The sequence below is a fragment of the Bacillus sp. 3G2 genome, from assembly GCF_044324725.1.
In the GTDB taxonomy this organism is placed as follows: domain Bacteria; phylum Bacillota; class Bacilli; order Bacillales; family Bacillaceae_G; genus Bacillus_A; species Bacillus_A mobilis.
Map to the genome: position 1 here is coordinate 4,149,539 of NZ_CP172246.1, position 22,299 is coordinate 4,171,837.

A 22,299-nucleotide genomic window follows, 5' to 3' on the forward strand; every position below is an offset into this window, starting at 1 on the left:
TCTCCTCTCCCTACCATTGTACACTACTATCTCTTTATTTTGAAACAGATTTAACGTACTCTTGTACAAATGCTAAAGCTTCCTCAACTTGCGCTGGGTTTTTACCGCCCGCTTGTGCCATATCAGGACGGCCACCACCACCGCCGCCACAACGAGAAGCTACTTCTTTCACAAGTTTACCAGCATGGTATCCTTGGCTAATTAAATCTTTCGTTACGCCAGCTAAGATGTTTACTTTATCATCACTTACAGACGCTAATACGACAACTGCAGATTCTAATTTATTTTTTAGGTCATCCATCATCGTACGTAAGTTGTTCATATCTGCAACATTTACTTTTGCTGCTAATACGTTCACGCCATCAACTGTCATTACTGAATCAGTTAAGTTTCCAGCTTCAATATTGCTTAATTTTGCTGCAAGAGATTCATTTTCTTTTTGAAGTTGTTTTACTTCAGCAAATAAACCATCTACTCTTGTTAAAATATCTTTCGGATTTGTTTTCATTTTTCCTGCTGCTTCTTTTAATAAACCTACTTGATCGTTCATTAATTCGTATGCAGACTTACCAGTTACCGCCTCAATACGACGAGTTCCTGCACCAATACCAGACTCAGCAACGATTTTGAAAATACCGATAGAAGCTGTGTTATCAACGTGACAACCACCGCAAAGCTCTAAGCTGTAATCGCCAACTTGTACAACGCGTACAACATCACCGTATTTTTCACCGAATAATGCCATTGCGCCCATTTCTTTCGCTTCTTCGATTGCTTTTTGAGAAATCTCAACATCAATACTTTCCCAAATTTTCTCGTTTACGATACGCTCAATTTTTTCTAATTCGTCAGCTTGTACTTGACCGAAGTGAGAGAAGTCAAAGCGTAAACGTTCAGAAGTTACAAGAGAACCCGCTTGGTTTACGTGCGTTCCAAGTACGTCTTTTAATGCTTGGTGTAGTAAGTGAGTTGCTGTATGGTTTTTCACAACACTACTACGGTTCTTTGTATCAATGATAGCTTTCACAGCAGCATCTTTCGTTAATGTGCCTTCTTCAACAACAACTTTGTGCAAGTTTTGGCCGTTTGGTGCTTTTTGTACGTCTTTTACAAGAACTTTCACGCCGTCAGCAAGAAGGTAACCACGGTCTGCAATTTGTCCACCGCTCTCAGCATAGAATGGTGTTACATCAAGCATTAATTGTCCTTCTTCACCAGCTTGTAAGCTGTCTGTGTATTCGCCGTTTTTCACAAGTGCAACAACGTTACTTTCTGTTGCAACTGTACCGTAACCAACGAACTCACTCGCTACTTTCACTTCTCCAAGGACACCGCCTTGAACTTGCATAGAGTCAACGTCTTGACGAGCAGCACGTGCACGCTCACGTTGTTTTTCCATTTCATTTTCAAAGCCTTCTTGATCAACTGTCATGCCAGCTTCTTCTGCATATTCTTCTGTTAATTCAATTGGGAAACCGTATGTGTCATATAGACGGAATGCATCTACTCCAGAAATAACAGTTGTTTTTTCTTCTTTTGCTTTTGTGATAACTTCAGCTAAAATTGCTTCACCATCATGAAGTGTTTCGTGGAAACGCTCTTCTTCGTTTTTCACAACTTTTGCGATGAAATCTTTCTTCTCAAGTACTTCTGGGTAGAAGTCTTTCATTACTTCTCCAACAACCGGCACTAATTCAAACATGAATGGACGGTTGATGTTTAATTTCTTCGAATAACGAACAGCGCGGCGTAATAAACGACGTAATACATAACCACGGCCTTCGTTAGATGGAAGAGCACCGTCACCAACAGCAAATGTTACTGTACGGATATGGTCAGCAATTACTTTAAACGCCATATCTTTTTCTAAGTCACCATTACGATACTTCTCACCAGAGATTGATTCTGTTGCGCCAATCATCGGCATGAATAAGTCTGTGTCAAAGTTTGTAGGTACATCTTGAACGATAGATGTCATACGCTCTAGACCCATCCCTGTATCGATGTTCTTCTTAGGAAGTGGTGTATATGAACCATCTGGATTATGGTTAAATTGAGAGAATACAAGGTTCCATACTTCTAAGTAACGCTCATTTTCTCCGCCTGGATATAATTCTGGGTCACTAAAGTCATTACCGTAAGCTTCTCCGCGGTCATAGAAAATCTCTGTATTCGGTCCACTTGGTCCTTCACCGATATCCCAGAAGTTTTCTTCTAAACGGATGATGCGCTCTTTTGGAACACCCATTTTCTCATTCCAAATTGTGAATGCTTCTTCATCTTCTGGATGGATTGTAACTGAAAGTAATTCTTTATCGAATCCGATCCATTTGTCGCTCGTTAAGAACTCCCAAGCCCAAGTAATTGCTTCTTCTTTAAAGTAATCACCGATTGAGAAGTTCCCTAACATTTCAAAGAATGTATGGTGACGAGCTGTTTTCCCTACGTTTTCAATATCGTTTGTACGAATTGATTTTTGAGCATTTGTAATACGTGGATTTTGCGGGATTACACGTCCATCAAAATATTTTTTTAATGTTGCTACACCACTGTTAATCCATAAAAGAGATGGATCCTCATGTGGAACTAGTGATGCACTAGGTTCTACTGCATGTCCTTTTTCTTGGAAAAAGTCTAAAAACATTTGACGAATTTGTGCGCCTGTTAGTTGTTTCATTGTATTTTCCTCCTTAAATATAAAAAACTCCCGCCCCTATAAAAGGGACGAGAGTTAACTCGCGATACCACCCTAATTATGAATTGATTACTATAACAATCAACTCATCACCTCATGGTGCCGTAACGTGGCAAAACGGCAGTGATTAGCTGCTCTCAGGATTAGCTTTCTGTTACCCTTCATTTAAAGCTTCTTTCAGCCATATGGAAGCTTCTCTCTATAAATGGACTGTAACGTACTTGTTCCGTCATTGATTTAATGTATTATATGACTAAATATAATAGAATTCTCTTAAGTTTGTCAATGTAGATAATCATTTATATTATATCAATTGCTTATTAATCATAGCTATTCTACTAGTCATTCTTAACAGCCTTTTCATATATTATGCATGTATTAACAAATTGTACTATCCTTACGAACTTTTCTGAATATTATATTTTCGTTATAATTAAATTATCAACAATAAAGGAGCGATTACAATGACAACCTTATTAAGCAAAGCAAAAACTATATTAACGACTGACGAAACAATATTGTTTTACGTAGCATGTTCATTAGATATATTTATTTATCGTTCCGTCGCAAGGCCGGGGCTGTTAATTTTAACGAACAAACGGCTCTTCTTTTATGGACCAGATGTAAGTAAGAATCCATTATTCGAGGAGTACTCTTTCGAAAAAATTTCTGACCTAAAAGAACAAAAGCGTCTTTTCAGCAATCAAATTATCTTTATGTATGATAATGAATGGAAAAAAATAAAACATATTCAAACAAATGATGTAAGCTCTCTCGTTCAACAAATACACGAGCAACTCTCAAAATAATGAAAGCTCTCTACCTTTATAGGTAGAGGGCTTTCTTATTACACATTTTCTTTTTTCCAAAGAGGCCTTACATGAACGATCACTGTACGAATGACTGCTAAAATTGGAACTGATATGAGTAATCCTACAATTCCTGCCACTTCTCCTCCAACTAGTAATGCCAGCATAATAATAACAGGATGCATACGAAGCGACTTACCAACGATGTAAGGGGATAAAATGTTACTTTCCAAAAATTGCAAAATAGCAATCGTAATTCCCGCCTTAATAAGTAAACTCGTTGATACCGTTGCCGCAATCATTAATGTCGGGATCGCTCCTAAAATCGGACCGAAGTACGGGATTATATCCGTTACCCCAATAATAATGCCGAGTAATAATGGATATTTCATACCGATAAACCAAAAAGAAAGAACAGATACGCCCCCTAATACTAAGCAAACAAATAACTGCCCTCGAATATAACTTCCGAGTGACTTATCAATTTCTTTCGCTAGCATTTGCCCAGTACTCCGCCACTTACTCGGGACTAGTTTCCAAAAGAGATGATAAAACTCACCGTAATCTTTTAATATGTAAAATACAATGAACGGTATTAAAAAAATAATGAGTAACGAATCGAGTACACCACGAGCTGTGCTCATCACTTTATTCAAAAGTGATTGTATCTTCGTTTCTACCCCACCAAAAATTTGTTTCACCTTTTCATGAATAAATGACGGGAAATTCGCTGTTTGTTCCGTAACGCCATCCATCCAAGAATCATACATTTTTGTAAACTGCGGGAATTGTTCATTGATTTCTTGTAATTGCTTAATCACAACTGGCGTTCCTTTATAAATTCCATAACCAATTCCACCAAAGAAAAGGATGTAAATGAGCAAAATAGCGAGTGTGCGTGGCATCCCTTCCTTATGAATTTTTTCAATTAAAGGATGCAATAAATACGCAATAAAACACGCAATAAGAAACGGTGTAATGGCCACTTTAAATACAAAAATAATCGGTGCCCATAGCGGCTTAATTTTTAAAAAGACGAGCAAGCAAAGAAATACGAGTAACAATAACCCTAAACGATATATCCAAATAATTTTAAGATTCTTCACACGAAAAACCTCCTCCACCTTTATTTTGAAAATAAATAGGGTAGGTTATGTGCAAAAGTTTTAAAATCTTTTTATCCAGACCATACTGTTTTGTAAAGACGTACATATACATAACATAACAAGGACAACCACCCCTGAGAATGCAGCATGAAACAATATAATCAGGAGGGTTCATGATGGTTTTATTTATGCTCGTATTATCAGCACTTTTTATGATTCTTGAATGGGTTTGTATCGGGTTTGGTATTTGGAAAGGTTTCTTTATTCGTTCCTCACGAAAAGAAAGAGCGAAGCAATTATTTCATTACGGAATGCTTGGCGTTGGATGTTACGGCCTATCTTATCTCTTCTCTGAAATTGGACTTTTATATTTGCATACAAGTGCATAAAAAAACTCCCTTATGATGAAGGGAGTTTTTTGCGCTTATAGATAAGATTTAATCATCTTACGTGCTTTTTTCATATTGCGTTTTGAAAATACATCTTGCTTGCGAGCATATTGGTATGCTGCCGCTCCAACACCTAATGCGATTAATGAATTGCGTAGATTCAAAGTAAATCCCCCTTTTCGTTATCCGATCGTTCTTTCGTTCTCATCAAATAAATCATCAAGTGAGCTTAATGAACCATCTTCTTCTACTTGATGCGTATGGATTTTCCCCTTTGAAACCGATAATTCGATATAACAATTCCAGCAATAAAATTGGTTGACACCTATTTTTCCAATGTCTTTCCCTTTGCAATTTGGACAAATGAACATATGGCTTTCATCTCCTTACAGTCTCCCAGATTCTATTCGCCATTATGTCCAAACCGCATTCATTTATACATTACTGGAGCCTTTCAACGTTATACGTTTGAAAGTTTCACTATATAATTTCACCTTGTTACATGAAATCATACGGTGAAATGTTTTCCACGTCCATTTCTTCACCATTAACTGTTACCATCTGTACTTCTCCTTGTGATTCTTGCAAGCGACTCGCTAAAGTCGTTTGACGCATTGCATCATCAAGGCGATTTACACCAGACTGGAATGCGGCTTCCTCCCCGCAAATAATAAGGAACTTCTTACTTCTTGTAATACCAGTATAAATTAAATTACGACGTAACATACGATTGTAACTTTTTACTATCGGCATGATTACGATTGGGAACTCACTACCTTGCGACTTATGAATCGAACAGCAATAGGCATGTGTAATTTGATTTAAATCTGGCTTTGTATACGTTACTTCAATTCCATCAAATGAAACGATAATCATATCTTGTTGCTCAACGTTTTCTTTCGCATAAAACACCGAAACAATTTCTCCAATATCCCCATTAAACACTTGGCTCTCCGGCTGATTAACGAGCTGCAATACTTTATCGCCTCTTCGGTATACAACATCACCGTAAGCAATTTCTTTACTCTTTTCCCTTTTCGGATTAAACACTTCTTGCAACGCTTCGTTTAGTACATTAATACCAGCAGGCCCACGGTACATCGGCGCCAATACTTGTACATCTCTTGCGCTAAACCCTTTTGTCTTAGCATTGTCACAAACCTTCTTAACAACCTCAACAATTTGAGCTCCTGTACACCCGATAAATGAACGATCTTTTTGATTTTGCGCTAAATCCGGTGGGAGCGTTCCATTTTTTATCGCATGGGCAAGTTGAATAACAGATGAGCCTTCCGCTTGACGATAAATTTCAGTAAGCTTTACTGTCGGAACTGCACCTGCATTCAATAAGTCTTTCAACACTTGTCCAGGGCCTACGGATGGTAATTGATCTTCATCACCTACAACGATAACTTGAATATTAGTCGGCAATGACTTAAACAGCTGATTTGCAAGCCAAATATCAACCATTGAAAATTCATCAATAATGAGTAATTTCCCTTGTACCGGATCCGTTTCATTACGCTGGAAAGACCCTTCTGGCGTCCAGCCAAGTAAACGGTGAATTGTACAAGCTGGAAGCCCTGTTGATTCACTCATTCGCTTCGCCGCTCTTCCTGTTGGAGCCGTTAATAATATCGGAAATGGATTATCATCACTGTATTCATTCGGATTTAACGATAGCCCGTGAAGTGATGCATACATTTCAACAATTCCTTTAATAACTGTTGTCTTCCCTGTTCCCGGTCCACCTGTCAATAACATCATCGGTTTATGAAGTGCCGTTTGAATCGCTTCTTGCTGAAATGGTGCATACTGTACATTCAGTTGTTCTTCAATTTGACCTAACGTCTTTAACACTTCTGCTTCAGGAAATGAAGGTGTTTCCTCTTGATTCATGAGCCTGCGGATAGACTTTACAACACCTTTTTCAGAGTAGAATAACGAAGCTAAATACACTCGTTCTTCTTCTATGATAACTTTCCCTTCACTTTGCATCATTTCAACGCAACCTACAATATCTTCTTCTGTCACTCTTCCTTCTTGATTATTTAAAAGTGACATCGTTTCTCTTACGAGTTGATCTTTCCCCATATAAACGTGACCAAGTTGTAATGATACATTTTCTAACGTATAAAAACATCCCGCACGTACACGATCATCATGATTACCCGATATCCCTAACGCACGTCCTATATCATCCGCTCTTCCAAATCCAATACCATCCACTTCTTCAATAAGCTGATATGGATTATTACGGATCACTTCTAATGTCATCTCTTTATATTGTTGGTAAATCTTAATAGAAAGCTTCGTTCCAAAACCGTAGCCATTTAAAAAGCTCATTACTTTCTCTAGCCCTTGATGTTCAACAATCGTCTCATATATTTCCTGAGCTTTTTGTTTGTTGACAACACCATTTAGCGCATCAGGATCATCCATAATTTTAGAAATGGCATGTTCCCCAAGATGGTCCACAATTTTTTCAGCTGTACGCTTTCCTATCCCTTTAAATAAATCACTCGCTAAATATTGCACCATACCAGCTTTTGTTTGCGGTAATTCTTTCTTAAACGTTTCAACTAAATATTGTTTCCCATACTTCGGATGGTCTTTAAAATGCCCTGTCAATGTAAACACTTCATCTTCATGCATGCGGGGAAAATGACCGTTTATCATCACTTTTTTTTCGTCGTACGTTTCATTCGTTTCAATGACTTTCATACTGACAACGGAATAGAGGTTTTCTTCGTTGTGGAAAATGGTATGAAGAACTTGCGCTTTTATAAACTTTTTCTCTTCCTCAAACAAATCCATTGCATGTTGATTTCCCATTCTTCCTCTCCTTTCCGATTTCATTTCACTTTAATGAGCAGTACATCCCCCACCTTTTTAGATGAGGGATAACTACCCATTAAACTATATTTTCATCTTATTCAGCTTCTTGCTCTAATAAACGAACACCATTACCAGCTAAAAAGTGATCTGGTTGAATTTCAGTTGCTTTCTTAAATAAAGCAAGAGCCTTCTCGTTATTTTCTTCAAATACGTACGCAACACCTAAATTATAATACGCATCTGCATGCTCTTCATCCATTTCTAATACCTTTTCAAAATAAGGTTTCGCCTCTTGAATATGTTCTAAACGCGCAAAGCAAAGTCCGCACTGGAACATAGCTTCTACATCGTTTTCATCTAATTCTGTTGCTCTTTGTAAAAATGGCAGCGCAAGACGATCATTTCCAAGTTGCACATGTGTAATACCTAGCATAAATGTTACATCAGCTGATTGTAATCCAGCTTGCATCGCTTGTTCAAATACAGCTTTAGCCTCTGCAAATTGCTCTTGACCGTAATATACGTTTCCTAATCCATAATAAGCAGCAGCAGATTTATCATCTAACTCTAATGCACGTTTATAAAATAAAATTGCTCTTTCACTATCACCTAGTACATCTAATAAGTTCGCAAAATTAATGTATCCAAGCGCATCTTTCGGATTTTCTTCGATTGCTTCTGTGAAATTTTTAGCAGCTTCTTCCCAGTTTCCTTCTTGCATATATTGAATACCTGTTTCAAGTTTGTTTGACATGTCCTTCACCTCTACAACAAATTATAACAAAGAATGTATTTTCCAAGCGAACGAAAATTCGCTTTATGTAAAAGAAACCTCTAACCGCGAATCGGCAGAGGCTTCTCTTTTTATCCTAAATAATCCAATTTCTTACCGCTACGGTACACTTCATCAATTGTAGCACCGCCTAAACACTCATCTCCATCATAGAAAACAACTGCTTGTCCTGGTGTAATTGCACGAATTGGCTCGTCACAAAGAATGCGAACTGTATTTTCATCAACGATTTGAACCGTTACTTTATTGTCTTCTTGACGATAACGGAATTTCGCTGTGCATTTAAATTCTTTTTCTTTCGCTTCATTACTTACCCAGCCAATATTCGTAGCAATAACTTCATCACCATATAGCAGTTCGTTATGGAATCCTTGGTCAACATATAAAATGTTTTCTTTCAGGTTTTTCCCAACAGCAAACCACGGATCACCGTTACCACCAATACCAAGGCCATGACGTTGTCCAATTGTATAGTACATTAAACCGTCATGCTTTCCTTTCACTTCACCAGATAATGTTTGCATCACACCTGGTTGTGCTGGTAAATAATTACTTAAGAAATCTTTAAAGTTACGCTCACCAATGAAGCAAATACCAGTACTATCTTTCTTCGCCGCTGTCGCTAAACCAGCTTCTTTCGCCATTTCACGAATTTGCGGTTTCTTCAGTTCACCGAGCGGGAACATTGTTTTTGATAATTGCTCTTGGCTTAATTGATTTAAGAAATACGTTTGGTCTTTATTGTCATCAACGCCGCGAAGCATTTTATATTCGCCGTCCATATAAGCAACGCGTGCATAATGACCTGTCGCTACATAATCAGCACCAAGCGCAATTGCATGCTCTAAAAATGCTTTAAATTTAATTTCTTTATTACACATTACATCTGGGTTTGGTGTACGACCAGCTCGGTACTCATCTAAGAAGTACGTAAATACTTTATCCCAGTATTGTTTTTCAAAGTTTACTGCATAATACGGAATGCCAATTTGGTTACACACTTCAATTACATCATTGTAATCTTCTGTTGCTGTGCAGACACCATTCTCATCTGTATCATCCCAGTTTTTCATAAAAATTCCGATTACATCATAACCTTGCTCTTTTAATAAAAGGGCTGCTACAGATGAATCGACGCCACCAGACATCCCGATGACAACGCGTGTTTCTTGAGGTAGTTTGTTCATCATGTCACCTCCTATGCTAATTTTGTGTTAATCGCTTCACGATTTTCACTGTTTCGTACGCCGCTTTCTCAATTTGCTCTTTCGTATTTCCAAGTCCGAAACTAAAGCGTACGGATGAACGTATTTGATCGGAGTCTTTTCCGAACATCGCTACTAATACATGTGATGGATCAATCGAACCAGCTGTACAAGCAGAACCACTTGATACCGCAATGCCAGCTAAGTCTAAGTTCACAAGAAACGGTTCAATGTTCATTCCTGTAAAACTAATATTAAGCACATGCGGTAAGCGATATTCTAAGTTTCCGTTTACCTCGAAAGTAATGTCTTCATTTTTGAAGACAGATACCATTATATCTTTAAACTCTTCATATTGGGCATTTTTTTGCTCACGAGTTTTTTCAGCTAGCAAAATTGCTTGCTGTAAACCAACGATACTCGGTACATTTTCAGTACCAGCACGGCGTTTTCTTTCTTGCTCCCCGCCTATTAATAACGGTTCAAATTTCACATTTGCACCAGCGAATAGGAACCCTACACCTTTTGGCCCATTAATTTTATGAGCTGAAATCGATAATAAATCAATGCCAAACTCTTTCACATCTATTTCTACTAATCCGTAAGCTTGTACCGCATCTGTATGGAAATAAGCTTGATGCTCTTTTAACAGCTTACCTATTTCCGCAATTGATTGCATCGTTCCAACTTCATTATTCCCAAACATAACGGATACAAGAATTGTCTCTTCTGTTAATGCCTTTTGTATGTCAGAAACTTGAACGCGTCCTGTTTCATCAACAGGTAAATATGTGACTTCAAACCCTTCACGCTCTAACAATTCACACGTATGCAGAATTGCGTGATGTTCAATTTGCGTCGTTATAATATGGTTACCTTTATGACGATTCGCACGTGCTACACCAATAAGTGCTAAATTATCAGCTTCTGTACCACCACTCGTAAATATAATTTCATTCGGATTCGCATGAATGCTACGTGCACACACACGTCTCGCCCCATCTACTGCATGGCGCGTTTGACGTCCATAAAAGTGAATACTAGACGGGTTCCCGAATATTTCTGTCATATATGGAATCATCTTTTCGACCACTTCTGGGTGAGTCGGAGATGTCGCAGCATGATCTAAGTAAATGCGTTCCATTAAATCTCCTTCTTTCCAAATCGTTTCACAAGGAATTAAATGTAAAACATATAGCCCCCGTGATTTTCTTCCTCATAACGTACTAAATCTTCTAACGTTGTACTATCTAACACTTCTTGCACCGCATCACGAACACGCATCCATAATTGGCGTTGTGCTGGTTCTTCTTCTTCTATCATTTCTACAACACTAATTGGACCCTCTAGTACACGGATTACATCCCCAGCTGTAATGTTAGCTGGCTGGTCTGACAATACATATCCGCCATATGCCCCGCGCGTACTCTTTACTAGACGAGCGTTACGAAGTGGTGAAATTAACTGCTCTAAGTAATGTTCCGATAAGTCATGTGCCTGCGCAATTGATTTTAAGGAAATCGGACCTTCACCAAACTTTTTTGCAAGATCGATCATAATTGTTAAGCCGTAGCGGCCTTTCGTTGAAATCTTCATCTATTTTGCACCTCTTTTCAAATTTTCACTTCTATTGGTTATATCTTATTTATAAAAGAACACAATTTAAAATCCTATGAAATTATAGCATAATATAGTATTATAAGAAATTTCAACTTGTGTATCAAAATGATAACATAAAATCACATTGAAAAACTCGGAAATTATTACAATTGAAAGAAAAATGAAAATATTCATATTCATTTTTCCCACAAAACGGCATCCTATTTCAAATTCCACTAAAAAAAATGATACGATAGAAAGAGATTATACATTAAGGGAGACGGTAAAAATGAAACAACCACTCGCACATCGAATGCGCCCTACAAATATTCAAGAAATTATCGGACAACAACATTTAGTTGGTGAAGGAAAGATTTTATGGCGAATGGTCCAAGCAAATCATTTTCAATCTATGATTTTATACGGTCCTCCAGGCACTGGAAAAACATCCATTGCGAGCGCAATTGCAGGGAGTACCGGAACCCCTTTTCGCCTATTAAACGCTGTTACTCATAATAAAAAAGATATGGAAGTTGTCGTACAAGAGGCAAAGATGCATCGACACCTCGTTTTAATTTTAGATGAAGTACACCGTCTAGATAAAGCAAAACAGGATTTTCTATTACCTCATTTAGAAAGTGGACTCCTTACCTTAATTGGTGCAACGACGAGTAATCCTTTCCATGCTATTAATTCTGCTATTCGAAGTCGTTGTCAAATCTTCGAATTACACGCATTAACAGAAGATGATCTTTTAATTGGCTTAAAACGAGCACTTGAAGATAAAGAAAAAGGTCTTGGAGAATATGATGTAACTGTTACGCCTGAAGCATTACATCACTTTGCAAATGCATCAGGCGGAGATATGCGTTCCGCTTATAACGCACTTGAACTAGCTGTTTTATCTAGCTTTACAACAGATGACAAAGCTGCGGAAATTACGCTAGAAATCGCAGAAGAATGCTTACAAAAAAAGAGCTTCGTTCACGACAAAGGTGGAGATGCTCATTATGATGTATTATCGGCATTTCAAAAATCGGTGCGCGGAAGTGATGTAAATGCAGCACTTCATTATTTAGCACGCCTTATTGAAGCTGGTGATTTACAGAGCATTGGTAGACGGCTTCTTATTATGGCATATGAAGATATCGGACTTGCTAGCCCACAAGCCGGACCGCGTACACTAGCAGCTATAGAATCAGCTGAACGAGTTGGATTCCCAGAGGCACGCATACCACTTGCAAATGCTGTTATCGAGCTTTGCCTATCACCAAAATCAAACTCAGCTTATAAAGCACTTGATGCTGCACTACACGATTTACGTAACGGTCAAACAGGCGACATCCCAAGTCATTTAAAAGATAGTCATTACAAAGGCGCAGAATCACTTGGCAGAGGCATTGGATACTTATATCCACACGACAATCCAAATGGCTGGGTACAACAACAATACTTACCTGATAAAATTAAAAACAAACAATATTATAAACCGAAAACGACAGGGAAATTTGAGCAAGCACTTTCTACTGTATATGAAAGATTACAAAGTTCGAATAAAACGAAAAATAAAGGGTAACATAAGCGAAAACGTCACCATTATGGAGGCTTCGCTTATGAAAACACGTCAAGATGCATGGACAAAAGAAGACGATCTCCTTTTAGCAGAAACTGTTTTACGACATATTCGTAGCGGCAGTACACAAATAAAAGCATTCGATGAAGTCGGCGATACATTGAACCGCACTTCAGCAGCTTGCGGCTTTCGATGGAATGCTGAAGTACGACCGAATTACGAAGATGCGGTGCAACTTGCAAAAAAACAACGTAAAGAATTAAAACGCTCTGAAGCTAAAATAGAAAAAGAGCATTTCACGCAAACGAAACAACTCGTAATCGATGCCGAGTTTTCAGAAGATATTACGCCAAATAAACAAGAACTTACAATGCAAAGTGTCATTTCATTTTTGCAAAACTTAGAGCACAATAACCCTTCACTCGCAAAGTTACAAACTGAAAATGACGTATTACAAGCTCAGCTCACATCCCTGCAAAAAACGAATCATGAACTCGAAGCAAAATTAGCAGTACTCTCAAAAAAACAACAAGCAATCGAAGAAGATTATGCAATGCTTGTTAGAATTATGGACCGTGCTCGAAAACTCGTTTCCGTTGAAGAACAAGAAGAACAGATTGCTCCCATTTTCAAGACAGATCAAAATGGAAATTTAGATATTATATATTCTGCTGAGAATTAGAAAAGGGATGTCACTTTTTTGACTAAGTGACATCCCTTTTTTTCTTCGTTAAAGAGTATATTGGCACATGAAATTACATCGATTTACCGACAAAAATTGACGAAATATGCCTCCCTGTCATACAAGAAAACTCACGGATAATAATTGGATATTTTTTACTAAAATGTTATTATAAACATATATCTTTTAAGGGAGATGGTTACTATTTCATTAATAGTCTTCAAAATAACACTCGGTGTTCTCGTCCTAACTTTAGCTCTTTTCACCATTAACAGTTTAAAAAAGACGTCCGCCTATACATCAGATAAATATGATCATTACTTACTAGCTTTGCTTACATTTGAACTAGTAGTAATGCAAATATCCATATTTCTTTAATACATACAAAAAAGCATATATCCGAAATGGATATATGCTTTTACTTTATTCTTGCCCTACACGTTTCACTTCTACGTTTTTAATGCGTTCACGTACAACATGACTTGCCATAATTAAGCCTGCCACAGATGGTACGAATGCATTTGATGAAGGTGGTAATTTCGCTTTACGAATTTTTGCATTTTCGTCTGGTACGATTTCTTTACGTACTTCTTCACGAATTACGATTGGGTTTTCGTCAGAGAAGACAACTTTTACACCTTTTTTAATACCCTCTTTACGAAGCTTCGTACGAATTACTTTCGCAATTGGATCTGTATGTGTTTTAGAGATGTCCGCAATACGGAAACGAGTTGGGTCCATTTTATTTGCCGCACCCATACATGAGATAATTTTAATTTTACGACGTAAACATTGTTTAATTAAATGAATTTTGAACGTAATCGTATCAGATGCATCTACTACGAAATCCAAGCCATGTTTGAAAAACTCTTCATATGTTTCATCAGTATAAAACATTTCTAGTCCAATTACTTCACACTCTGGATTAATATCTGCGATACGCTCTTTCATTAATTCTACTTTTGAACGTCCTACAGTAGATACTAACGCGTGAATTTGACGGTTTACGTTTGTAATATCTACAACGTCTTTATCAACTAATACGAGACGCCCAACGCCAGAACGCGCTAACGCCTCTGCCGAAAATGACCCTACGCCGCCAATTCCTAAAATACCGACTGTACTATTTTTTAATATTTCAAGTCCTTCTTTACCGAAGGCTAATTCATTACGTGAAAATTGATGTAACATTCAGCTCTACACTCCTATTACAAAAATGGTCTACCATGTATTCTAGCGTTTTTCCGACTATTTGTATAGAAAAAGTTATAGAATTCCTAAAAATACATATTTCGAGAAGGAAAGCATAGTGTAAACCGCGCTTTTACCTCTTCTCTCAATTATCCATTAAAAAAGTCTAGATGGTATTAGTATAACCATCTAGACCTTATTTTTACTTCTTTTACTTCTCTTACTTCTCTTCTTTCACGCTCAATTTTAAGCTTAACTCTTCAAGCTGTGCTTCTGCAACTGGGCTTGGAGCTTCTGTTAATAAGCAGCTTGCGCTTGCTGTTTTCGGGAATGCAATTGTATCACGAAGGTTCGTACGGCCTGCAAGTAACATAACAAGACGGTCTAAACCTAATGCGATACCGCCGTGTGGTGGCGTACCATATTCAAATGCTTCTAATAAGAATCCGAATTGCTCTTGTGCTTCTTCTTGTGAGAATCCAAGTGCTTTAAACATTTTTTCTTGTACGTCACGCTCGTAAATACGAAGTGATCCACCACCAAGCTCATAACCGTTTAATACAAGGTCATATGCTTGTGCACGTGCTTTTTCTGGTGCTGTTTCTAATAGCTCAACGTCTTCACGGAATGGCATTGTGAATGGGTGGTGAGCTGCGAAGTAACGATCTGCATCTTCATCGTACTCAAGAAGTGGCCAATCAGTTACCCATAGGAAGTTAAATTTACTTTCGTCAATTAACTCAAGCTCTTTACCTAGACGTAAACGAAGTGCACCTAAGCTATCTGCAACAACGCTTTTCTTATCTGCTACGAATAGTAATAAATCGCCAGCAGTAGCTTCTAATGTAGCCATTAACGCGTTTGCTTCTTCTTCACCGAAGAATTTCGCAATCGGTCCTTTTAAGCCGTCTTCTTCAACTTTAAGCCAAGCTAGACCTTTTGCACCGTATACTTTTACGAATTCAGTTAATGCATCAATATCTTTACGAGAGTATTTGCTCGCAGCACCTTTTGCATTAATTGCTTTTACTTGTCCGCCGCTTTCTACAGCACTTGTAAATACTTTAAATCCACAACCTGCTGCAAATTCAGATAGGTCTGTTAGTTCCATTTCAAAGCGTGTATCTGGCTTATCAGAACCGTAACGAGCCATTGCATCAGCGTATTTCATACGAGGGAATGGTGCACTCACTTCTACACCTTTTGCATCCTTCATAACTTTCGTCATCATGCGCTCCATCATATCTAAAATTTCATCTTGTGTTAAGAATGAAGCTTCGATATCGATTTGCGTGAATTCTGGTTGACGGTCTGCACGTAAATCTTCGTCACGGAAACAACGTGCTACTTGATAGTAACGCTCAAATCCGCCGACCATAAGAAGCTGTTTAAATAACTGTGGAGACTGTGGTAATGCATAGAATTCACCATCATGTACACGACTTGGTACTAAATAGTCACGAGCTCCTTCTGGTGTGCTCTTCGTTAAAATTGGTGTTTCCACTTCTAAGAAATCTTCTGTGTCTAAGAAGTTACGAATTGTTTTCGTTACGTCGTGACGCATTTTGAATGTGTTGAACATTACAGGACGACGTAAGTCTAAATAACGATATTTTAAACGCACATCTTCTGATGCATCTGTATCATCAGCAATAATGATTGGCGTTGTTTTCGCTGCATTTAATACGTTTACTTTCGTTGCTTGTACTTCAATACGACCAGTTGCCATATTGTCATTAATTGCGCCTTCACCACGCTCAACAACTGTACCTTCTACGTGTAATACGTACTCGCTACGAATTGTTTCTGCTACTTCTAGCGCTTCTTTTGATGTTTCTGGGTTAAATACAACTTGTACGATACCTGTACGGTCACGTAAGTCGATAAAGATTAATCCACCTAAATCACGGCGTTTTTGTACCCAACCTTTTAATTGAACTGTTTGTCCAACTGCTTCTACTGTTACTTTTCCACATGCATGTGTTCTTTCAGCCACTGTAAGTTCCCCCTATATTAATTTCTCTGCTACGTATGAAGCAAATACATCTAATGCTACTTCTTCTTGTTCGCCTGTTGCCATATCTTTTAAGTTAATGATGCCTTTATCTAGCTCATCTTCCCCTAATACAGCTACAAATTTCGCTTTTAGACGATCTGCTGATTTAAATTGTGCTTTCATTTTGCGATCTAAATAATCTTTTTCAACTGATAATCCAGCTTTACGAAGATCAAACGCAACTTTCGCAGCATGGTCTTTTGCTTTTTCACCAAGAGCTACAACGTAACAATCGATACTATGTTCAATTGGTAATTCGATGTTTTCAGCTTTTAGTGCCATAATTAAACGTTCAATACTCATTGCAAAACCGATACCTGGCATTTCTGGTCCACCGATTTCTTGTACAAGTCCGTTATAACGTCCACCACCGCTTAATGTAGTGATAGCACCGAACCCTTCTGCTTCACTCATAATTTCAAAAACAGTATGTTGGTAGTAGTCTAAACCACGTACTAAGTTCGGATCTTTTTCAAATGGAACATCCATCATCGTTAATAGTTCTTGAACTTTGTCGTAGTACACTGCTGAATCTTCGTTTAAGTATTCTGTAATAGATGGTGCTGTTCCCATTAATTCATGGTTACGGTCCTTCTTACAATCTAAAATACGAAGAGGGTTCTTTTCTAAACGAGATTGACAGTCAGAACAGAACTCGCCGATACGTGGCTCGAAGTGTGCGATTAACGCATCACGGTGCGCTTGACGGCTCGCTGCATCACCTAAGCTGTTTAATACAACTTTAATATTTTTTAAGCCCATGCCGCGGTAAAACTCTACAGCAAGTGCAATTACTTCTGCATCAATTGCAGGATCGTTACTACCAATTGCTTCAATACCGAATTGTACGAATTGACGATAGCGACCTGCTTGTGGTCTTTCGTAACGGAACATTTGGCCGATATAGTATAATTTCGTTGGTTGTGTTGCGTCACCGAACATTTTGTTTTCAACGTAAGAACGTACAACAGGTGCAGTACCTTCTGGACGTAATGTTAAACTACGCTCTCCACGATCTTGGAATGAATACATTTCTTTTTGTACGATATCTGTCGTATCACCAACACCACGTAAAAATAGCTCAGTGTGTTCAAAAATTGGTGTACGAATTTCTTTATAATTGTAACGACGGCAAATTTCGCGTGCTTGCCCTTCGATATACTGCCATAACTCAACAGTGCCTGGAAGAATATCTTGCGTTCCGCGTGGGATTTGAATAGACATATTCAGTTCCTCCTCAAATTGTTTTAATCTTAATAAAAATAAAAAAACTCCCGCCTCTACTGTTTGAACAGTAGGGACGAGAGTATTATACCCGTGGTGCCACCCTAATTGAAGCACGTATGCTTCCACTTTTTTAATAACGCTTAAATGTGCGTTCATCCCTAATAAGCATATACGCCGTTCAAGTTGAAACCTCTAGAGTGTCATTCAATCAGTCATCATGTAGAAATGTTTTCAGCCTAAGACATTTCTTCTCTTGCCATGTGTGTCTCATTTACTCTTCTCTATCAACGGTTATATTCATATGTAAATATAAAATTACTATACGTTTGTTGAGTAGGATTGTCAAGTACTCTAAGAGCGTTCAATCTGCTTCTTTAGACGCTTTACATCTTGAAGAGAAATTCCAAACTCAGAAGCGAGCTCCATTGAAGTATTGTTTTGCTCTTTTGAAATAAAATCATGAAAATTCACGTTAAACAATTGATTTGCACCATTTGTAACAGAATGCCCTTTTTCATTCATACGCATACGTATATCCCTCACATTCAATATGGATGTTTTACTTTTTATTGTTCCATATTGATGAGAGAGTTATACATAAACGAAAAAGCTATTGATTCCAAAGTAATTGAACCTCTCATCCGTGGGGTTCACTGTCCACAAATAGCTTGATAAATGAACAAAACATACAACAATGTATAAAAAAGAGAGGATGATAGCATCCTCTCTTCTTAAGCAACACTATTTACTATCCACAATTAAGGTCACCGGACCATCATTGATTAAAGAAACATCCATCATTGCTCCGAACGTCCCTGTTTCTACATGCAATCCTTGCTTACGAACTTCCTCATTAAAGAAATCATATAAACGCTCTGCATAGTCAGGTTTTGCAGCATCCATAAAGTTTGGACGTCTTCCCTTGCGACAATCTCCGTATAATGTGAATTGCGAAATTGATAGAACTTGTCCTTCTACATCAAGTACAGAATGGTTCATCTTTCCGCTCTCATCTTCAAAAATACGTAAGTTCGCAATTTTTTCTGCAATGTAAGTTGCATCTTTTTCTGTATCTTCATGCGTAATGCCAACTAGTAATGTTAAACCGAACGGAATTTGTCCTACGATCTCACCGTCTACTGTGACAGACGCTTCTTTTGATCGTTGTAAAACAACTCTCATCTTTTCTACACTCCCTATTAATGCATCATGCGTCGTACTGCATAAATTTCTGGAACACGTTTAATGCGTTCTACTACTTTTTTCAAATGCTGTAAGTTACGAATAGAGATTGACATATTAATTGTCGCCATCTTATTACGGTCACTCCTACCAGAAACTGCCGAAATGTACGTTTTCGTCTCTGTAACAGCTTGCAATACTTCGTTTAATAAACCACGGCGATCATAACCTGAAATTTCAATATCAACGTTATACTCAATTTCTTTTTCAGGGCTACCTTCCCACTCTACTTCTAATAAACGTTCTATAGCTTCTTCTGTATGAACATTTACACAGTCACGGCGGTGAATCGATACGCCTCGGCCTTTCGTAATATACCCAACGATATCATCACCCGGAACTGGGTTACAGCATTTTGATAAGCGGATTAATAAATTGTCCGCACCACTTACTTTAACGCCAGAATCCCATTTTCGAATTTTCATCGGTTTACGAACTTCTTTAACTTCAACAATCTCTTCTTCTTCACGTTGCTTACGGAACTTGTCCGTTAGTCGTGTAACAATTTGTGATGCAGTGATACCGTTATACCCAACTGCTGCAAACATATCTTCTTCATTTGCAAAGTTGAATTTTTCAGCAACACGTTTTAAATTGTCAGGAGCTAACACTTCTTTCATCTCATACTCTAGGCTACGCACTTCTTTCTCAACAAGCTCACGGCCTTTTTCAATATTTTCATCTCTACGTTGCTTCTTAAAGAATTGACGTATTTTGTTTTTCGCATGAGATGTTTGGGCAAGTTTCACCCAATCTTGACTTGGTCCATACGAATGTTTCGATGTTAAAATTTCAATGATGTCACCAGTTTTTAATTTATAATCAAGTGTCACCATTTTGCCGTTTACTTTTGCACCAATTGTTTTATTTCCAATCTCTGAATGCACGCGATACGAAAAGTCAATCGGAACAGATCCAAGTGGCAATTCCATTACGTCGCCTTTCGGTGTAAAGACGAATACCATGTCAGAGAATAAATCAATTTTTAATGACTCCATAAACTCTTCTGCATTAGAAGCTTCATTTTGCCATTCTAATATTTGACGGAACCATGTAAGTTTCTTCTCTAATGTACCTGTTGTTTCTGCTGTTTTTCCTTCTTTATACGCCCAGTGCGCCGCGATCCCGAATTCTGCAATCTCATGCATTTCTTTCGTACGAATTTGCACTTCAAGCGGATCACCTTTCGGCCCAATTACAGTCGTATGAAGAGATTGATATAGATTTGCTTTCGGCATCGCAATATAATCTTTAAAACGACCTGGCATCGGCTTCCAGCACGTATGAATAATTCCAAGCACTGCATAACAATCTTTAATACTATTTACAACGACACGTACAGCTAATAAATCGTAAATTTCATTGAACTGTTTATTTTGCAGTGCCATTTTACGATAAATACTGTAAATATGCTTTGGTCTTCCAGAAATCTCAGGTTGAATTGAAACCTCTTTTAATTTCTCACGGATACCAGTCATTACTTCGTCTAAATATTCTTCACGCTCTGCACGTTTACGCTTCATTAAATTTACAATACGATAGTATTGCTGTGGATTTAAATAGCGAAGTGACGTATCCTCTAACTCCCATTTAATAGTACTAATTCCGAGTCTATGTGCTAAAGGTGCAAAGATTTCTAACGTTTCATTCGCAATGCGACGCTGCTTCTCTTGAGGCAAATGTTTCAATGTACGCATGTTATGAAGACGATCAGCTAGTTTAATTAAAATAACTCGAATATCTTGAGCCATTGCAATAAACATTTTGCGATGGTTTTCTGCTTGTTGTTGCTCATGAGATTTATATTTAATTTTTCCGAGCTTTGTTACACCATCGACAAGCATAGCAATTTCTTTATTAAATTCCCGTTCAATATCTTCTAATGTAATCTCTGTATCTTCCACTACATCATGTAAGAAACCTGCTGATACTGTAGCTGGATCCATGTGTAAATCAACTAAAATACCTGCAACTTGAATTGGATGAATAATGTACGGTTCACCCGATTTTCTGTATTGTTCGCTATGCGCATCACGTGCATATTCATAGGCACGTGCCACTAGCTCAATATCTTCATCTGCTAAATATTGACTTGCTTTCTCGAGTACCTGTTCAGCTGTTAGTACCTGCTCATTTGCCATCGAATCACCTTTTATTGAAAATTGACTTTATCTTAATTAAGTAGAATAAATTATATTCTATCATTATAACCTAATGATTGTGAATTGTGAAAAGGAAAAGATTTTACTGACATTTCACCTTATTTTTTTGTGCAATTATACAAAAGTACCCGCTCCTCTCCAAGAGATTCACGGGTACTTCTTATCACCGTAGTTTTACCTATATAGTGATTAGTATTTTTCTAATACTAATACATCGTAACCATCTAACATTTTACGACCATCTAAGTAAGTAAGCTCTACTAAGAATGCAATTCCTGCTACAACTCCGCCAAGCTCTTCAACTAACTTAATTGTCGCTTCAATTGTTCCACCTGTAGCTAATAGGTCATCTGTAATTAACACGCGTTGACCTGGCTTAATTGCATCTTTATGGATTGTTAAAACATCTTTACCATATTCTTTACCGTAGTCAACTGTAATTACTTCACGTGGTAATTTCCCTAGTTTACGAACTGGTGCAAAACCTACTTCTAACGCATAAGAAACTGGGCAACCGATAATAAAGCCACGTGCTTCTGGCCCTACTACAACGTCAATGTCTCTTTTCTTTGCATACTCAACGATTGCATCTGTTGCTGCTTTGTATGCTTTACCGTCGTTCATTAACGGTGTAATGTCTTTAAATACAATACCTTCTTTTGGATAATCCGGTACAATTGCGATATGTTGCTTGAAATCCATATTTCTGAATCCTCCTCAGATCTAAAAGGT

At 37.8% G+C, this 22,299-nt stretch carries 20 protein-coding genes and 2 other annotated features; of the genes, 4 read left to right on the forward strand and 16 right to left on the reverse strand.

Going from position 1 to position 22,299, the window contains the following annotated elements:
* Window positions 1-34 precede the first annotated feature (34 nt).
* A complete protein-coding gene (alaS, locus tag ACHZK0_RS21325) occupies window positions 35-2,677 on the reverse strand; it encodes an alanine--tRNA ligase (RefSeq protein WP_242253376.1) in 2,643 nt (880 codons plus the stop codon).
* Window positions 2,678-2,717: 40 nt separating this feature from the next.
* Window positions 2,718-2,937: a binding site (T-box leader), on the reverse strand.
* A gap of 222 nt (window positions 2,938-3,159) precedes the next feature.
* Here alaS and ACHZK0_RS21330 point away from each other — a divergent pair.
* Entirely contained in the window at window positions 3,160-3,504 is a 345-nt protein-coding gene (locus ACHZK0_RS21330) for a PH domain-containing protein (protein ID WP_242253391.1), read from the forward strand.
* A gap of 38 nt (window positions 3,505-3,542) precedes the next feature.
* On the opposite strand, the gene ACHZK0_RS21335 is transcribed toward ACHZK0_RS21330, so the two are convergent.
* Window positions 3,543-4,610: an AI-2E family transporter gene (locus ACHZK0_RS21335; protein ID WP_242253393.1), complete on the reverse strand. Its 1,068-nt coding sequence runs from the start codon at window positions 4,608-4,610 to the stop codon at window positions 3,543-3,545.
* Window positions 4,611-4,786: 176 nt separating this feature from the next.
* Here ACHZK0_RS21335 and ACHZK0_RS21340 point away from each other — a divergent pair, with 176 nt between their 5' ends.
* Window positions 4,787-4,999, forward strand: a complete 213-nt coding sequence (locus tag ACHZK0_RS21340; protein ID WP_000242555.1) for a hypothetical protein — start codon at window positions 4,787-4,789, stop codon at window positions 4,997-4,999.
* A gap of 35 nt (window positions 5,000-5,034) precedes the next feature.
* Here the strand turns inward: ACHZK0_RS21340 and ACHZK0_RS21345 are convergent, their stop codons facing one another.
* The 7 genes from ACHZK0_RS21345 to cymR form a co-directional block, all read right to left on the reverse strand.
* Window positions 5,035-5,163 carry a YrzQ family protein gene (locus ACHZK0_RS21345; RefSeq protein WP_001053553.1) on the reverse strand — a complete coding sequence of 43 codons (129 nt, stop codon included), beginning with the start codon at window positions 5,161-5,163 and terminating at the stop codon, window positions 5,035-5,037.
* Between the two features lie 18 nt (window positions 5,164-5,181).
* Window positions 5,182-5,370 (reverse strand): hypothetical protein, encoded by a 189-nt coding sequence (locus ACHZK0_RS21350; protein ID WP_000469281.1) that lies wholly within the window; start codon window positions 5,368-5,370, stop codon window positions 5,182-5,184.
* Window positions 5,371-5,497: 127 nt separating this feature from the next.
* Window positions 5,498-7,834 (reverse strand): ATP-dependent RecD-like DNA helicase, encoded by a 2,337-nt coding sequence (locus tag ACHZK0_RS21355; RefSeq protein ID WP_097844005.1) that lies wholly within the window; start codon window positions 7,832-7,834, stop codon window positions 5,498-5,500.
* A 97-nt stretch (window positions 7,835-7,931) separates the two neighbouring features.
* Window positions 7,932-8,591: a tetratricopeptide repeat protein gene (locus ACHZK0_RS21360; protein WP_073516586.1), complete on the reverse strand. Its 660-nt coding sequence runs from the start codon at window positions 8,589-8,591 to the stop codon at window positions 7,932-7,934.
* A 110-nt stretch (window positions 8,592-8,701) separates the two neighbouring features.
* Complete coding sequence (gene mnmA / locus ACHZK0_RS21365) at window positions 8,702-9,817, reverse strand: tRNA 2-thiouridine(34) synthase MnmA (RefSeq protein WP_048531354.1); 1,116 nt, start codon at window positions 9,815-9,817, stop codon at window positions 8,702-8,704.
* Between the two features lie 16 nt (window positions 9,818-9,833).
* A complete protein-coding gene (locus ACHZK0_RS21370) occupies window positions 9,834-10,979 on the reverse strand; it encodes a cysteine desulfurase family protein (protein WP_262740327.1) in 1,146 nt (381 codons plus the stop codon).
* A gap of 35 nt (window positions 10,980-11,014) precedes the next feature.
* Complete coding sequence (cymR, locus tag ACHZK0_RS21375) at window positions 11,015-11,431, reverse strand: cysteine metabolism transcriptional regulator CymR (protein WP_000704116.1); 417 nt, start codon at window positions 11,429-11,431, stop codon at window positions 11,015-11,017.
* A 292-nt stretch (window positions 11,432-11,723) separates the two neighbouring features.
* Between cymR and ACHZK0_RS21380 the strand changes: the two genes are divergently transcribed.
* The gene (locus tag ACHZK0_RS21380; protein ID WP_000812939.1) at window positions 11,724-13,010 is read left to right on the forward strand and encodes a replication-associated recombination protein A; all 1,287 of its coding nucleotides are present in this window, start codon (window positions 11,724-11,726) and stop codon (window positions 13,008-13,010) included.
* A 37-nt stretch (window positions 13,011-13,047) separates the two neighbouring features.
* Entirely contained in the window at window positions 13,048-13,689 is a 642-nt protein-coding gene (locus ACHZK0_RS21385; protein WP_000857720.1) for an RsfA family transcriptional regulator, read from the forward strand.
* 423 nt (window positions 13,690-14,112) lie between these two features.
* Here the strand turns inward: ACHZK0_RS21385 and ACHZK0_RS21390 are convergent, their stop codons facing one another.
* The 7 genes from ACHZK0_RS21390 to ACHZK0_RS21420 form a co-directional block, all read right to left on the reverse strand.
* Window positions 14,113-14,880, reverse strand: a complete 768-nt coding sequence (locus ACHZK0_RS21390) for a ThiF family adenylyltransferase (RefSeq protein WP_000903182.1) — start codon at window positions 14,878-14,880, stop codon at window positions 14,113-14,115.
* Between the two features lie 220 nt (window positions 14,881-15,100).
* Window positions 15,101-16,876, reverse strand: coding sequence for an aspartate--tRNA ligase (gene aspS, locus ACHZK0_RS21395; RefSeq protein ID WP_242240519.1), 1,776 nt, complete (start codon window positions 16,874-16,876; stop codon window positions 15,101-15,103).
* Between the two features lie 12 nt (window positions 16,877-16,888).
* On the reverse strand, window positions 16,889-18,160 hold the full coding sequence (hisS, locus tag ACHZK0_RS21400) for a histidine--tRNA ligase (RefSeq protein WP_033656406.1): 1,272 nt from the start codon (window positions 18,158-18,160) through the stop codon (window positions 16,889-16,891).
* Between the two features lie 69 nt (window positions 18,161-18,229).
* Window positions 18,230-18,460: a binding site (T-box leader), on the reverse strand.
* A 54-nt stretch (window positions 18,461-18,514) separates the two neighbouring features.
* The gene (locus tag ACHZK0_RS21405) at window positions 18,515-18,691 is read right to left on the reverse strand and encodes a hypothetical protein (RefSeq protein ID WP_001242605.1); all 177 of its coding nucleotides are present in this window, start codon (window positions 18,689-18,691) and stop codon (window positions 18,515-18,517) included.
* Window positions 18,692-18,904: 213 nt separating this feature from the next.
* Window positions 18,905-19,345, reverse strand: a complete 441-nt coding sequence (locus ACHZK0_RS21410) for a D-tyrosyl-tRNA(Tyr) deacylase (RefSeq protein WP_001266958.1) — start codon at window positions 19,343-19,345, stop codon at window positions 18,905-18,907.
* A 17-nt stretch (window positions 19,346-19,362) separates the two neighbouring features.
* Window positions 19,363-21,546, reverse strand: a complete 2,184-nt coding sequence (gene relA, locus ACHZK0_RS21415) for a GTP diphosphokinase (RefSeq protein ID WP_242253422.1) — start codon at window positions 21,544-21,546, stop codon at window positions 19,363-19,365.
* 210 nt (window positions 21,547-21,756) lie between these two features.
* On the reverse strand, window positions 21,757-22,269 hold the full coding sequence (locus ACHZK0_RS21420) for an adenine phosphoribosyltransferase (protein ID WP_000346221.1): 513 nt from the start codon (window positions 22,267-22,269) through the stop codon (window positions 21,757-21,759).
* Window positions 22,270-22,299: the final 30 nt, after the last annotated feature.